Genomic DNA, 13453 nt, shown 5'->3' with positions numbered 1-13453 from the left:
GGAAATGTCACATCGAGGCAACACATTGTGGCTGTGGTGTTCTGAGTTTGTCCGAATCGTGGCATGGCCCGTTCACTGCCTGTTAGGAACAGTTTATCAACCATCCGGAACTGGCTCAGAATCAGGGTCGATTACGTCAAGAGGCGCAGTTTGAAGAAAATCTCCAAGACCAAGATTGTGGTCGCCGCTCTTTTGTCGGCGATCCTGTCGCTGTCACTAGCCGCTCCGGCCACGGCAGCGAGGCGTGTCTACGATCCCGCCACCGACACCTGGTCGGAAGCTGGCGCGGTCAAGGCCGGCTCCAGGCGCGGCAGTGCAATCGCCAAGCAGATCGTCGACTACGACAGCAAGTTCAAGCCGGGCACGATCGTCGTCGAGACGTCCGAGCGCCGGCTCTACCTTGTGCTCCAGGACGGCAAGGCGATGAAGTATGGCATCGGCGTCGGCCGTGACGGCTTCCGCTGGTCGGGCCAGCACCGCATTACCCGCACCGCCGAGTGGCCGGGCTGGACGCCGCCGGCGCAGATGCGCAAGCGTGTTCCCGACCTGCCGGCCTATATGCCGGGTGGCCCGGACAATCCGCTCGGCGCTCGCGCGCTCTACATCGGCTCGACGCTCTACCGTATCCACGGCACGTCGGAGCCTTGGACCATCGGCCAGGCCGTATCTTCGGGCTGCATCCGGCTCACCAACGAAGATGTCACCGATCTCTACGAGCGTGTGAAGGTCGGCGCCCTGGTGGTCGTGCACCAGTAACGGCAGAGCACTGCGAATTCGGAAGGGCAGGCTCCACGGAGCCGGCCCTTTCTTGTTTTGCTGTCCGGGCAAACGTGCGGTAAAAAGGGGAATGTCCCTGACGCTTCTCGAACAGCCGAACCTCGCTCCGACCGGTGCGGAGCGCCCGCTCGTCGACCGCTATGGCCGGCGGATCACCTACCTCAGGGTATCGGTGACCGACCGCTGCGACTTCCGCTGCGTCTACTGCATGTCGGAGCACATGACGTTCCTGCCCAAAAAGGACGTGCTGAGCTTCGAGGAGATCGACACCATCGTGAACGCCTTCGTCGCCCGCGGGGTGAGGAAGGTGCGGCTGACCGGCGGCGAACCGCTGGTGCGACGCGACATCATGGAACTGGTGGAGAAGATCGGCACCCATATCGGGCACGGGCTCGAGGAACTGACGCTCACCACCAACGGCAGCCAGCTGCGCCGTCATGCCGAGGGCCTGGCGCGCGCCGGAGTGAAGCGGCTCAACGTATCGCTCGACACGCTCGACGAGCAGCGCTTCGCCGAGATCACCCGTCGCGGTCGGATCGCCGATGTGCTCGATGGGATCGACGCGGCTGATGATGCCGGGCTCAAGATCAAGATCAACATGGTGGCGATGCGCGGCGTCAATGAAGACGAGATCGAGCCGATGCTGCACTGGGCGCATGGCCGCGGTTTCGGGCTGACGCTGATCGAAGGCATGCCGCTGGGCGAGGTCGGCATCGACCGGGTCGACACCTACCTGCCGCTCAAGGAAATGCGCGAGCGGCTGCAGGCCAAGTACACGCTGGAGCCCACCGGTCACCGCACCGGCGGGCCGGCGCGCTACGACTACGTGGCTGAGACCAACGGGCTGGTCGGCTTCATCACGCCGATGAGCCACAATTTCTGCGAGAGCTGCAACCGGGTCCGGCTGACCGCAACCGGTCAGCTCTATATGTGCCTGGGACAGGACGACATGGTCGACCTGCGCGCGGCGATCCGCGAGGGCGGCCCGGAAGCGTTGGACACGGCGCTGGATCGGGCGATGCTGCTGAAGCCCAAAGGGCACGATTTCGTGCTGGATCGCGACCACACTGCACCGGCCTTGAGCCGGCACATGAGTGTCACGGGGGGGTAGCGTCTCGCCCGCGGGGAGTAGTGCCTTACTGATAGAGACGGCCCCCTCCCGGCCTCCCCCATGAAGGGGGAGGTGAAGAGTTGAGGCTCTGTCTTCAATCGTGCCCAGCACTGGATGCGGCACCTCCCCCTTCATGGGGGAGGATGGGAGGGGGCCGTCTGTTTCCGTCAGCCCCAACTAGCGAACCGTGTACCCGCCATCCACCACCAGCACTTCGCCGGTCACGTAACCGGACGCCGGCGAGCAAAGGTAGAGCGCCGCGGCGCCGATATCGATGGCCGAGCCCGGGCGCTTCATCGGCGTCATGTCACGCCACACCGGGCCCCAGACCGGGTCGGCGAGGCCGCCATTGGTCATGTCGGTGGTAATGTAGCCGGGGGCGATGGCGTTCACGCGGATGCCGTCATCGGCATAGTCGGAGGCGAGACTCTTGGTCAGCATGTGCACCGCGGCCTTTGACGCATTGTAGGCGGCCTGCGGCTGCGGGATGTTGGAGATGAGGCCGGAGATCGAGCCGATGTTCAGCATCACGCCGCTCTTCTGGGCCCGCATCGGGCCGAGCGCCGCCTGGCAGGCGCGGAAGACACTGTCGACGTTGATATCCATCAGCCGGCGGTACTGCTCTTCGGGGAAGCTGTGGGTGTCGCCGTGCTGGGCAACGCCGGCATTGTTGACGAGGATATCGAGCCTGCCGCCGCCGAGCTTTACGGCCTCGGCCACCAGTTGCGCCGGCACTGCCGGATCCTGCACGTCGCCCTGCAGGTAGTCCACCTGGCGGCCCAGGTCCTTGAAGCGCTGCACCACATCGGGCTTGGGCACCCTGGACGAGAGAATGACGTGGGCGCCGGCATCGCTCAGCGCTTCGACGATGCCGAGGCCGATGCCACGGGTGGCGCCGGTGACCAGCGCGACTTTGCCGTCCAGACGAAACAGATCGAAAATCATCGTATTTCCCTCCAAGGCGTGGTCAGGAAAAGTTGCAGACCTTTCCAGCTCGACCACGCGACAACCAAGACTTCAGTGCGTTGCGGCGTGCGGCGGCCGATCGAGGCCGAGGATGAAATCGGCACAGCGGTCGCCCAGCATCATGGCGGGCGCCGTCGTATTGCCGGCATTGATGTTGGGCACCGCCGACATATCGGAGACCCTGAGGTTGTCGACGCCGCGGACGCGCAGGCGCGCGTCGAGCACCGCCATCGGATCGCCGTCGGCGCCCATCTTCGCAGTGCTGGCCGGGTGGTAATTGGTCTTGACAAAGCGTCGGCAATGTTCGGCCATCACTTCGTCGCTGAGATCGGGACCGGGTGGCGCGATGACCTTCTCGATACGCTTGCCAAGTGCGCCCGACAGCAGCACGTCGCGGAAGAAGCGCTGGCCCTCGACCATCATCCGCATATCGTCGGGGTGTTGCAGCAGGTGCGGCGAAACCAGCGGCATATCGGCCGGGTTAGCGGAGCGGAGTTCGACATAGCCGCGCGACTTGGGTTTCACCAGCACCGTAGTGATGGTGACCCCATAGGTGTCGTCGAACACCTTGAGCAGGTCGCGGTCGAGATAGACGATGGGCACGCAGAAGGCCTGGATGGACGGCGGTGCGTCGCGGTCGACGGGGTTGATGAAGGCGCCTGCCTCGAAGCCGGCGGAGAGGATCGGGCCGTTGCCGAACAGCTTGAAGTTGAGGCCGTTCTTCAGCATGCGCCAGCCGACGCCCTGCCTGAAGTAGCCGTAGGGGCCGTTGGCCACAGAGATCACCGGGACCTCCGGGTGGTCGATCAGGTTGCGCCCGACGCCGGGCAGATCGACCAGCGTCTTGATGCCGTGGCTGTCGAGCTGTTCGGCGGGACCGAGGCCCGAGAGCATCAACAGCTTGGGCGTCACCAAGGCGCCGGAACTGAGCACGATATCGCCGGACGAATGGACGGTATGCTCGGCCCCTCTGCCATCGCGATAGGTGACGCTGACGGCACGGCCGTTCTCGATGTTGATTTTCTGCACGGCGGCGCGGAGCCGCACGGTCAGGCGCGGGTCGTCTTTCAGCGGCTCGATATAGGCGTAGGCGGCGCTGGAGCGTTTCCCCTTCCTGTTCATGAACTGGTAGAAGCCGACCCCGCGCTGCGTCACACCGTTGAAATCATTGGTGAAGGGTTCGCCCTTCTGCTGCACGCTCTGCACGAACCAGCGCGACACATCGTCGACATGGCCAGGATCGGAGACGAGCAGCGGACCATCGTTGCCGTGGAAATCATTGCTGAGCCTGTTGTTGCCTTCGATGCGGCGGAAGTGCTGCAGCACGGTCGACCAGTCCCAGGCCGCGCCATCGTTGCTGCCGCGCAGGATCTGGTCCCACTCGTCATAGTCCGATGGCCGGCCGCGCATATAGACCTGGGCGTTTACCGAGGTGCCGCCGCCGAGCACATTGCCCTGCGGGATATCGTGGACGCGACCATTCAGGTGCTGCTGCGGCACCGTGTGGTGATAGGTCATGTATTTCGAGCCGTTGATCAGCTTGAAGATGCCAGGCGGCATGTCGAGGAGCGGGTGGTGGTGCGAGTGGCCCGCCTCGAGCAGCAGCACGCGGCGCCCACCATCGGTCACCAGCCGGGCCGCCGCAACGCAGCCCGACGCTCCCCCTCCGATCACGATGTGATCGAATTCCTCCCGCATCTCTCGCCCCCTCCAGGACTGCGCCGACCGGCGCCAGACGGACGTTTTCGTCCTTGCTGGCAGAGCACAATAGACGGCGCGCGGGAAATGTCGAACGGTCAGGCGCCGAACTTTTCGCACCTGCTCCTGGCGTCCGTCACGCCGATACACGGAAACCGCCGCGCCCGGCGGGCCTGTGGTCAATTGATCATTGACAGTCGGGCTCAAGTTACATTTTCTGTTGCGACGGACTGGACTGCCGATTGTGTCCAGTTACTGCAACTATACATCCAGAGCAGTTTTTGTTCTTTTTTGATCAACACACTGCATCGACTGAGCGATTTTTGCTCATCGGCAAAATGTGATTGTGGCCGGCACTGTCCCGATCCAATTTCGCCGCATAGGGTGCGTGATGAAGGCGATAGCGTGACTTCAGGCGTTGGGGGGCAACAAACCAGCGTTCTGATGTGGGGGAAATGACAATAATAAATACGCGACCAGGCATTACTGGGCATAGCGACTGCGAGGCGAAGGACCGGACGAATCTGTGGTGGGAGGGATCCCGCCCGTGAACCAGCATTCGCACATGCAGCCGGGGCTGATTGAAACTCCGACAGATACCCTGTCACACGCTCAGATCCGCGCCGCGCGCGCCTATCTGGGTTGGACGGCGCTCGAACTTGCCGAGGAGTCCGGGGTGTCGTTCTCCACGGTTCGCCGGGTCGAGATGCCCGGGCACCGAGCCGTGCGCGACGAGAATGTCGCGGCGATCCGCCAAGCATTCACCCGTCATGGCGTCCGCTTCGTCACCCACTCCGATGGCAGTCTGGGGATCGCCGGGCGCAGCTAGCGTGTTTTACGGGTGAGTTGAACCACGGGACGCAGGAGCAGTACGACCGGATCACTTACCTGCGGCGATGCGGCGGACGAGGTAGGCCCACTGCTTCACCTCCCCACCGGATGTCATCCCAGCGAAAGCTGGGACCCAACTCGCCACCTGCACCAGCGGACAGATGGGTCCCAGCTTTCGCTGGGATGACATCGAGTTGGTGGAGCAATAGTGCTGCCCAATCATGAAACGACCTAGCCAGCCGAATCTAAAGGTTCTCGGCGAAGAACCTCAGCGCGGCTTCGCGCATGCGCGGCGTCTCCTGGTGCTTCACACCCGGCTCCGACACCAGTTGCAGCCGGCTGGGCGTGTTCGCATAGGCGGCGCTGGTTTCTTCCCATGCCAGCGCCACGGCGGCCGGCGGGGTCAGGGAGTCGGCCTCGCCGATGCAGATGAGCTGCGGGCGCGGCGCCACCAGTGCGCCGATGGCGCCGGCATCCGCCTCGTTCAGCAGCCCCGGTACGATCAGGTAAACGCCGTGACCATCATGGTTGCCGAGCTCGATCATCTTGCGGAGGTCGGCAAAGCAACAGAGGTGGGTGACAGCCTTGATGCGCTCGTCCATCGCGGCGAGCCAGTAGCTCAACGTGCAGCCCATCGAGATGCCAAAGGCGCCGATGCGGGCAGGATCGACATCCGGGCGCGAGGCGAGGTAGGTCAGCGCCGCCGAGTGGTCGCAGAGCATCTGCCCGAACAGGCCCTTGCCGTACCAGAGCAGCGCCTTGGCGGCCGCGCTCTCGGTGATGGTAGAGCGCTTGCCGAACACCGGCATGTCGATCGAGAGGGTCACATAGCCGGCACGGGCGAAGACCGGACCGAGCGGATCGAGCAGATATTCGCGGCCATCGAGCAGCTCGTCGGCGCCGATATCATAGCGTCCGCCATGCGAGTGCCCGTAGAGGATCGCGGGCAGCCTACCCTCGGCATGCAACGGCCGGGTAAGAATGCCACGTACCTCGGTGTCGCCGAGCAGCAAGGTCAGGTGTTCGACCTCGTAGCCGTTGCGCTCTTGGATGCGGGCAGCGCTGAGCGACACAGCCGGTTCCACCAGCCCGACGAGCTGGCGCAGCCTCTCACGGGTAATGGCCATGTTACTTGTCGTCGTCGGAGACGATGGCGAACTCAAGCGGCAATGCCGTGGTGTACTTGATCTGGCCCATGGCGAAGGACGAGCTGACGTCGGTCAGATTGATCTTCGAAATCAGCTTCTTGTAGAACGAGTCATAGGCCGCGATATCGGGAACGACGACACGCAGCAGATAGTCCACCTCGCCGCTCATCCGGTAGAACTCGACCACCTCGGTGAAATCTTCCACCACAGCGGCGAACTTCCGCATCCACGCATCGTTGTGCTCGTTGGTGCGGATCGACACGAACACCGTGACGCCGGCATTGATCTTGGTGGGGTCCAGCACCGCGACGCGGCCCTTGATGATCCCGTCCTCTTCCATCTTCTGGATGCGGCGCCAGCACGGCGTCGTTGACAGCCCCACCTTGCGGCCGATTTCGGCAACCGGAGTCGTCGCATCCTTCTGCAGGAGCGCCAGAATCTTGCGGTCGATCTTGTCCAAAGCTATGGCAGCCCCCTAGAAATCAGATTGCGTGACTGTGAGAAAATCAGCGCCACGACGCAAAGATGGTCGGATAAGGTGGCCATACAACGCAAATATCTTGCGCCTGTCAACTGGGTAGAAGCCCCCAAAGCCAGGCCAAAAAGCGCTCGAAGCGGCTGGGATTCCCGGCCTCGCCGGCACCACCCTCGGCCTCGCGCCGACGCCAATCCGCCGGGGTATCGAATTGCCCCTGCCACAGCCCGCGCCTGGCCCGCCTCGCCTGGCTCTCGGCCCCCGCGTAGCGGTCCGTTGCAGTTGCAAGTCCGTCGGTGACCATGGTCTCGGCGATATCCACCTTGCCGGCGCGGCAGACGGCCAGCAGCCGGCGGTAGCGATCGTGGCCCTCCGGTCGGCAGGACAGCGTGCGGTTACGGGTCAATTCCCGCATGCGGGTGGCCGCGGCCTTGCCGCAATCCCACGAGCCGCCATTGGCCGTCCGGCAGGTCTGGTTCCATTCCGGCGCATCGATCCCCGGCAGCCGAATGCGCTGCCCGCTGATGTCGATGGTGTCGCCGTCGCTCACCCGCTCGACCTGACCGGTCAGCAGCGGGCCATCGAGCGTGAATGGAGCATCAGCGAGCAGCAGATAGGCGACGATCCCCAGCCCGGCGAGAATGACCAGCCAGCTGCGCCAACGAAACCTGCGACGGCGAGGCAGCGGGTTGCGGCGGCCGTTCGCCCAGGCGGGCATGGCCCGGTGGAGGGTCGGCTGCAACTGCTTCTCGCCACGGGCTTTTCCCATCCCGAGCCCCCGCCCTTCACCCTAACTTAACCATGCGAGGCTAAGGGTTTTTGCACAAGCGTAACGAACGCGTTTCCTGTTCGTAGTGTTTAGTCGAGTACTGCGTAAATGTCGTTGAAGCCCGCGATGCACGATCAGGACGTGCGCGCCCAGATGGGCCGCGAGCTTCGTCGCAACTCGCAGCGGGCGGTGTTCGACGCGCGACAGCGCCTCACCTCCAGTTCCGGCACCCGCGCTTCCTTCGATTTCGAACTGCTCGACGAATATGCCAGCTCGCGGCTCGGCGGGCTTCTCGCGGTGCCGGCGCTGGTCCTCATTCTCGCGCTGTTCTCGAGCCTGTGGGTTCCGCCATTGGCGGCGGCCGGATGGGCAGCGCTGGTGATCGTCGCCAATCTCGCAGTGATCTGGCTGTGCCGGCGGCTGAAGACCGAGGACCCCGCCAAGTTCAATGCCGGCCGCTGGACCACGACGTTCATCGCGGCAGAGCTGGTCAACGGCATCGCGTGGGCGCTGCTGGCGCTGTTCACCCTGGTGGCTGAAGACCGGATGGCGCTGCTGGTGGCGATGTTTGCAATCGCGCTGGTGGGCATCGCCGCCAATGCGGTGGCGACACGCACCCTGCCCGGTGCGACGCTGATGAGCACCCTCCCCGCAGCGGCCACGGTGACCATCACCTTGCTGCTGGCGGGAGGAACGCTCAACTGGGCGCTGGCCGCGGTGGTGGTGGGCGGCGAGATGTTCTTTGTCTACCTCGCCAAGCAGCTCTACGCCTCGGAGCTCGAGACCATCGAGCACCAGTCGGAGAAGGACGCGCTGATCAACGAACTCGAGGAAGCGCGCGAGATGAGCGACGAAGCCCGGCGGCATGCCGAGCAGGCGAACATCGCCAAGTCGCAGTTCCTCGCCACGATGAGCCACGAGCTGCGCACGCCGCTCAACGCCATCATCGGCTTTTCGGAGGTGCTGCAGTCCGAGCTGCTCGGGGCGCACAACGTGCCGCAATACAAGGAATATGCCGGGGACATTCACTCCTCGGGCCAGCACCTGCTCAACCTGATCAACGAGTTGCTGGATCTGAGCCGCATCGAGGCGGGCAAGTACGACCTCAACGAGGAAGCGGTGTCGCTGATCGACATCGCCGAAGATTGCCGGCGTATGGTCGAGATCCGCGCCAAGGGCAAGGGCATCGAACTCAGTGTCAGCTATGCACACAACCTGCCCAAGCTCTGGGGCGATGAGCGGGCGATCCGCCAGGTGGTATTGAACCTGCTCTCCAATGCCATCAAGTTCACCCCCCAATCGGGCAAGGTGCACCTGATGGTGACGCGTTCGGGCGATGGCGGCCAATTGATCAGCGTGCGCGACAACGGCCCGGGCATCCCGGAGAGCGAGATCGAGACGGTGCTGAGCTCGTTCGGCCAGGGTTCGCTGGCGCAGAAGACGGCGGAACAGGGGGCGGGCCTCGGCCTGCCCATCGTGCAGAAGATCATGGAATTGCACCAGGGCCGGTTCGACCTGTTCTCAAAACTCCGCTTCGGCACCGAAGTGATCGCGACATTCCCGCGGGCCCGTGTCATGGACGCGCTGGCGCCGGTGGTGGAAAAGAAGCCGCGGTTGCGGATCTACTCCGAAGCGAGCTGAGGGTGGCTGCAGGTACCGGCCCCATCTCCCTCCTTGCGGGGGAGATGGGGCATCGAGCATGCAGCTACGTCAGGCCACGGTCTCGCCGATCGCCATCTCGACGAAGGCCAGCGTATCTCTGCGCCTGGCGAACGGATTGCCGTAGTTCGACGGCTGGCCGCGGCGATAAGCCAATGCTTCCTCGATGATCGGGCGCCAGCGCGGATCGAACGCTGTCAGCGCCCATTCGCCGGCGGCGGACTTCGAAGCGATCTCGCCGGTGACCCCAGTGTAGGCCAGCCGGCTGATGCCGAGCACGCCCCACATCGGGGCGGCGCGGCCGAGCATGGCGGGCGAGATGCCCGAAGCCCGCGCCAGCCAACGGCGCCAGTAGGTGGCCGCATTGTCGCGGACCCAGCTCACCAGGTGCGCGCGATCCTGCCACAGGGCCGAGCGATCAAGTTCGCCGATCAGCGTCACCGCACCAGGCAGCGCGTGCCAGGTGACCGGGTTGCGGTTGCCCCGGGCCGCGATGACGAAATCGCCCTGCTGCGAGGTCGGGCCATCGCCGATGGGGTCGGGGCCGGCGCCGAGCTCGGCTTCGGTGAGCCAGATGCCGTCGAGGTTGGGCAGGGTCGGATCGGTGCGGTAGCTGCGGTGAACCAGCACCAGCGCCTCGGCATCCTCGTCGGTCAGCGGGCGCGACAGCACGGCAACGAAATCAAGATCGCTCATGGCCGGACGGAAGTCGCCGTCGGCGATGGAGCCGATGAGATGAAGGCCGGTGATCAGGTCGGCGGTGTTGCGCTGCAGCAGGCTGACGAAATGGCCAGTAGCGAGGTCAATGGTTGCCTCCGCACCGGCCACGATCATCGCCTAGCTCTCCTTGTCGCTGACCCCGGGTCAGTTCTTGTCGCTGACCCCGGGTCAGTTCTTGTCGCTGACCCCGGCGCTGCCGAAAGTGGCCATGTTGTTGTGGAGGTGGAGCGCGGTCTTGGCAAGCACGGCGGCCAGCGCTGCGCCGCTCCCCTCCCCCAGCCGCATGCCGAGGTTGAGCAACGGGCGCTTGCCCATCGCCTCGAGTGCACGGGCGTGGGCGTGCTCGCCCGACAGGTGCCCGAAGATACAGTGCTCGATCGCCTCCGGGTTCACCGCCTGCGCGATGGCGGCTGCGGCGGTGGCGACGAAGCCATCGACGATCACCGGGATTTTCTGCTGACGGGTGGAGATGATGGCGCCGAGCATGGCAGCAATCTCGCGGCCGCCGAGCCGGGCGAGGATGGCGAGCGGATCGGTCAGCGCGTCACGGTGCAGCGCCAGGGCGCGATCGACGGCATCGGCCTTGCGGGCGAGGCCGGCATCGTCGACGCCGGTCCCGCGGCCGACCCAATCGGCACCGGTGCCGCCGAACAGTGCGGCGTAGATGGCGGCGGCAACGGTGGTGTTGCCAATGCCCATCTCGCCGATGGCAAGCAGATCGGGCTTACCGGCTACCGCTTCCATGCCATAGGCGACGGTGGCGGCGCACATGCGATCGTCCATTGCGGCGGTACGGGTGATGTCGCCGGTGGGCAGCTCCAGCGCCAGCTCGAAGACGCGCAGGTTCAGCTCATGCAGCGCGCAGATCTGGCTGATGGCGGCGCCCCCGGCAGTGAAATTGGCGACCATCTGCGCCGTCACTTCGCGCGGAAAGGCGGAGACGCCCTGATCGGTGACGCCGTGATTGGCGGCGAAGATCGCGACCATCGGGTTGTCCAGGGTAGGCTTGGACTTACCCTGCCAGCGGCCGAGGAACTCGACCAGTTGCTCGAGTTCGCCGAGCGAGCCGGGCGGCTTGGTAAGCTGGCGATCACGCTGGCGGATGGCGGCGACCGCGCTTTCATCACCCGAGGGTGCGATGTGCAGGAGGTCAATGATATCGGCGAAGGGGGACGGCAATTTCGGCTCCGGCTCGGGGACGCCACTCATGGGCGAGTCCGGCCCCAAGAGTCCAGCGCGATCGGGATCAGCAAGACTGACCCGGGGATCAGCAAGACTGACCCGGAGCTCAGCCGATGCCCAGCCGAGCCTTGAGATCGGCCTCGCCCCAGCCCATCAGGACGTTGTGGTTCCAGGCAAAGACCGGACGCAGCACCGGCGCCAGGATTCGCATCCAGGGCTTGCCCAGGTCGACGCGCCAATCGTAGCGCACTGCCGTTCCTGCTCCGTCGGCAACCAGGGTCCAGAGCCCCACGCCGCTGAGCTCGCCCGTGGCGCGCCCCTCGATCAGGTGCATCGGCTCGATACGGGTCGAAAGGACATCGAAGGTGATGCTGTAGGGCAGCGCCGTCGCCCAGGTCAGACGGCGGAGCGCCCCGACACCACCGGCATCGCCGTCGCGGAGCCGCTCCACCTTGCGGACGGCGCGCCACCACGAGGGCCAGGCATCGACATCAAAGATCTCCGGCCAGACCTGGTCCAGCGGCGCAGCAATCCGCCACTGCGACACCAGTTCGAACTCAGTGACACTCACCTTGCATTGCCCCCTCGGCTGAAGGACAAGCGAGCATCGACCCATGGCAAGGGAACTGCAAGTGAGCGACGACGCGCCTCGGACGCCCCCGCGGCAGGACAACCATCGCCCGGGCGCAGAGCCTCAGCCGCCGCAGCCCGAAGCCTATGGCTGGCGCCTGGCGGATGACCTGATCATGGGGCTCAGGTTCTTCTCGCGGCTGCCGACCGGCGACAGTCCGTTCGAGAAACCGAACCTCAACCGCATCGCGGTGGGGCTCAGCTTCACCAGCGTCGCCATCGGGTTCCTGCCGGCCTTGCTGATGATGATTGCCGCCTGGCTCGGGGTGCCGAGCTATTTCGCAGCGACGCTGGGGGTCGCCGCGGTGCTGGTGGCCACCGGGGCGATGGCGGACGATGCGTTGGCCGACAGCGCCGACGGGCTGATCGGCGGAGCGACGATCGAGCGGCGGCTCGAGATCATGAAGGACAGCCGGCACGGCACTTATGGAGTGGCAGCGATCGGGCTTTACCTGCTGCTGCGGGTGACGGCGATCGGCGCGGTAGCGGCGTACAATCCGCTGGCCGCCGGTGCGATCTGGCTGGCTTCGAGTGTGATCGGGCGCTCGGCGTCGTTGTGGGTAAGCGTCGCGCTGCCCAATGCCCGCGAGGGTGGGGCGTCGGCCTCAGTCGGACGGGTGTCGCGGAAAGCGTTCTTCGGGGGCATGGGATTTGCGGTGCTGCTGGCATTCGTCCTCGCCGCACCGTTCACCAGCGTCGTCGCGGTGATCCTGTCGCTCGCCGCGGCGGCAGGCGTCGCGGCGGCGTGGGTGTGGGTCTGCCGCAAACTGATCGGCGGACAGACCGGCGACCTGATCGGGGCGCTGCAGGCGCTGATCGAGGTCGCCGTGCTGACCGTGCTGCTGGTGTTCGTCTAAGCGGCCTGCGCAGCCGGGCTGGCCGAATGCATCTTCAGCGCAGCGCGAACCTGCGGGCGAGCCTTCATCCGCTCGAACCAGGCGCGGATGTTGGGGAAGTCGGTCAGCGGCGTCTTCGCCGCCGCGGCCCAGTTGACCATCACGAACAGGTAGGCGTCGGCGATGGAGAAACTCTCACCCAAGAGCCAGGTCTTGCCGCTGAGCTGCTGCTCGACAATGGCGTAGCGAGCGGCGACGCGCTTGCGGGCATAGTCCTGCGCCACCTCCCCGACCTCGGGGTGGAACAACCACGGCGAGTAGGTCTTGTGCAGTTCGGTGCCGAGAAAGGTCAGCCACTGGTTGAGTTCCCGCCGCTCGGTCGTGCCCTGGGCGGGCGCCAGCCCGGCCGCCGGATTCAGGTCGGCGAGATATTGCAGGATGATCCCGGCCTCGCTGACCTCGGTGCCGTCGTCGAGCCCGAGCAGCGGCACATAGTTGCGGGCGTTGATCTCGGTATAGAGCAGGCCATCGGCCAGGGTGTGCGGTTCGCCGAGGATATCGACATAGACGAGGTCCAGCGCGATCCCGGCTTCGGCGGCGGCAATTGCCGGGGCGAGCGAGCATCCATAGGGGTGGTAGTAGAGCTGCATT

General features: G+C 65.2%; 14 protein-coding genes. 5 read left to right on the top strand and 9 right to left on the bottom strand.

The window, feature by feature from the left end; all coding sequences use genetic code 11:
- Positions 1 to 159 precede the first annotated feature (159 nt).
- Together ASC89_RS10335 and moaA are read left to right on the top strand one after the other, a co-directional pair.
- Complete coding sequence (locus ASC89_RS10335) at positions 160 to 756, top strand: L,D-transpeptidase (protein WP_055879950.1); 597 nt, start codon at positions 160 to 162, stop codon at positions 754 to 756.
- Positions 757 to 847: 91 nt separating this feature from the next.
- Complete coding sequence (gene moaA, locus ASC89_RS10330) at positions 848 to 1888, top strand: GTP 3',8-cyclase MoaA (protein WP_055879590.1); 1041 nt, start codon at positions 848 to 850, stop codon at positions 1886 to 1888.
- Positions 1889 to 2065: 177 nt separating this feature from the next.
- Here the strand turns inward: moaA and ASC89_RS10325 are convergent, their stop codons facing one another.
- The gene (locus ASC89_RS10325; protein ID WP_055879593.1) at positions 2066 to 2833 is read right to left on the bottom strand and encodes an SDR family NAD(P)-dependent oxidoreductase; all 768 of its coding nucleotides are present in this window, start codon (positions 2831 to 2833) and stop codon (positions 2066 to 2068) included.
- Between the two features lie 72 nt (positions 2834 to 2905).
- Positions 2906 to 4552 carry a GMC family oxidoreductase gene (locus ASC89_RS10320; protein ID WP_055997349.1) on the bottom strand — a complete coding sequence of 549 codons (1647 nt, stop codon included), beginning with the start codon at positions 4550 to 4552 and terminating at the stop codon, positions 2906 to 2908.
- Between the two features lie 547 nt (positions 4553 to 5099).
- Here ASC89_RS10320 and ASC89_RS10315 point away from each other — a divergent pair.
- Positions 5100 to 5381, top strand: coding sequence for a helix-turn-helix domain-containing protein (locus tag ASC89_RS10315; protein ID WP_156384565.1), 282 nt, complete (start codon positions 5100 to 5102; stop codon positions 5379 to 5381).
- A gap of 247 nt (positions 5382 to 5628) precedes the next feature.
- Here ASC89_RS10315 and ASC89_RS10310 read toward each other — a convergent pair whose 3' ends face one another.
- The 3 genes from ASC89_RS10310 to ASC89_RS10300 all read right to left on the bottom strand — a co-directional run bounded on the left by ASC89_RS10310 (position 5629) and on the right by ASC89_RS10300 (position 7775).
- Positions 5629 to 6510 (bottom strand): S9 family peptidase, encoded by an 882-nt coding sequence (locus ASC89_RS10310; protein ID WP_055997346.1) that lies wholly within the window; start codon positions 6508 to 6510, stop codon positions 5629 to 5631.
- Between the two features lies 1 nt (position 6511).
- On the bottom strand, positions 6512 to 6991 hold the full coding sequence (locus tag ASC89_RS10305) for an Lrp/AsnC family transcriptional regulator (protein ID WP_055879605.1): 480 nt from the start codon (positions 6989 to 6991) through the stop codon (positions 6512 to 6514).
- Between the two features lie 109 nt (positions 6992 to 7100).
- A complete protein-coding gene (locus ASC89_RS10300) occupies positions 7101 to 7775 on the bottom strand; it encodes a thermonuclease family protein (RefSeq protein ID WP_055997341.1) in 675 nt (224 codons plus the stop codon).
- 108 nt (positions 7776 to 7883) lie between these two features.
- Between ASC89_RS10300 and ASC89_RS10295 the strand changes: the two genes are divergently transcribed.
- Positions 7884 to 9416 carry a HAMP domain-containing sensor histidine kinase gene (locus ASC89_RS10295; RefSeq protein WP_082528124.1) on the top strand — a complete coding sequence of 511 codons (1533 nt, stop codon included), beginning with the start codon at positions 7884 to 7886 and terminating at the stop codon, positions 9414 to 9416.
- Positions 9417 to 9485: 69 nt separating this feature from the next.
- Here ASC89_RS10295 and ASC89_RS10290 read toward each other — a convergent pair whose 3' ends face one another.
- The 3 genes from ASC89_RS10290 to ASC89_RS10280 form a co-directional block, all read right to left on the bottom strand.
- Entirely contained in the window at positions 9486 to 10268 is a 783-nt protein-coding gene (locus ASC89_RS10290; protein WP_055997338.1) for an aminoglycoside adenylyltransferase domain-containing protein, read from the bottom strand.
- 54 nt (positions 10269 to 10322) lie between these two features.
- Positions 10323 to 11363: a nicotinate-nucleotide--dimethylbenzimidazole phosphoribosyltransferase gene (gene cobT, locus ASC89_RS10285; RefSeq protein ID WP_055879615.1), complete on the bottom strand. Its 1041-nt coding sequence runs from the start codon at positions 11361 to 11363 to the stop codon at positions 10323 to 10325.
- 79 nt (positions 11364 to 11442) lie between these two features.
- Positions 11443 to 11907: an SRPBCC family protein gene (locus ASC89_RS10280; protein ID WP_055997335.1), complete on the bottom strand. Its 465-nt coding sequence runs from the start codon at positions 11905 to 11907 to the stop codon at positions 11443 to 11445.
- Positions 11908 to 11968: 61 nt separating this feature from the next.
- Between ASC89_RS10280 and ASC89_RS10275 the strand changes: the two genes are divergently transcribed.
- Positions 11969 to 12823, top strand: coding sequence for an adenosylcobinamide-GDP ribazoletransferase (locus ASC89_RS10275; protein ID WP_162247930.1), 855 nt, complete (start codon positions 11969 to 11971; stop codon positions 12821 to 12823).
- Here ASC89_RS10275 and ASC89_RS10270 read toward each other — a convergent pair.
- A complete protein-coding gene (locus ASC89_RS10270) occupies positions 12820 to 13452 on the bottom strand; it encodes a glutathione binding-like protein (protein ID WP_055997332.1) in 633 nt (210 codons plus the stop codon). The genes ASC89_RS10275 and ASC89_RS10270 overlap by 4 nt on opposite strands.
- Position 13453 lies beyond the last annotated feature (1 nt).

The organism is Devosia sp. Root413D1 (genome assembly GCF_001425235.1).
In the GTDB taxonomy this organism is placed as follows: domain Bacteria; phylum Pseudomonadota; class Alphaproteobacteria; order Rhizobiales; family Devosiaceae; genus Devosia_A.
The sequence above is the reverse complement of the archived record's forward strand: the minus strand, read 5'-3'. Positions and strand labels throughout refer to the sequence as shown.

Coding starts and splice junctions, on each gene's coding strand:
- ASC89_RS10295 (WP_082528124.1), top strand. CDS start 7,884: ATGTCGTTGAAGCCCGCGATGCACGATCAGGACGTGCGCGCCCAGATG.
- ASC89_RS10325 (WP_055879593.1), bottom strand. CDS start 2,833: ATGATTTTCGATCTGTTTCGTCTGGACGGCAAAGTCGCGCTGGTCACC.
- cobT (WP_055879615.1), bottom strand. CDS start 11,363: ATGAGTGGCGTCCCCGAGCCGGAGCCGAAATTGCCGTCCCCCTTCGCC.
- ASC89_RS10320 (WP_055997349.1), bottom strand. CDS start 4,552: ATGCGGGAGGAATTCGATCACATCGTGATCGGAGGGGGAGCGTCGGGC.
- ASC89_RS10300 (WP_055997341.1), bottom strand. CDS start 7,775: ATGGGAAAAGCCCGTGGCGAGAAGCAGTTGCAGCCGACCCTCCACCGG.
- ASC89_RS10270 (WP_055997332.1), bottom strand. CDS start 13,452: ATGCAGCTCTACTACCACCCCTATGGATGCTCGCTCGCCCCGGCAATT.
- moaA (WP_055879590.1), top strand. CDS start 848: ATGTCCCTGACGCTTCTCGAACAGCCGAACCTCGCTCCGACCGGTGCG.
- ASC89_RS10310 (WP_055997346.1), bottom strand. CDS start 6,510: ATGGCCATTACCCGTGAGAGGCTGCGCCAGCTCGTCGGGCTGGTGGAA.
- ASC89_RS10290 (WP_055997338.1), bottom strand. CDS start 10,268: ATGATCGTGGCCGGTGCGGAGGCAACCATTGACCTCGCTACTGGCCAT.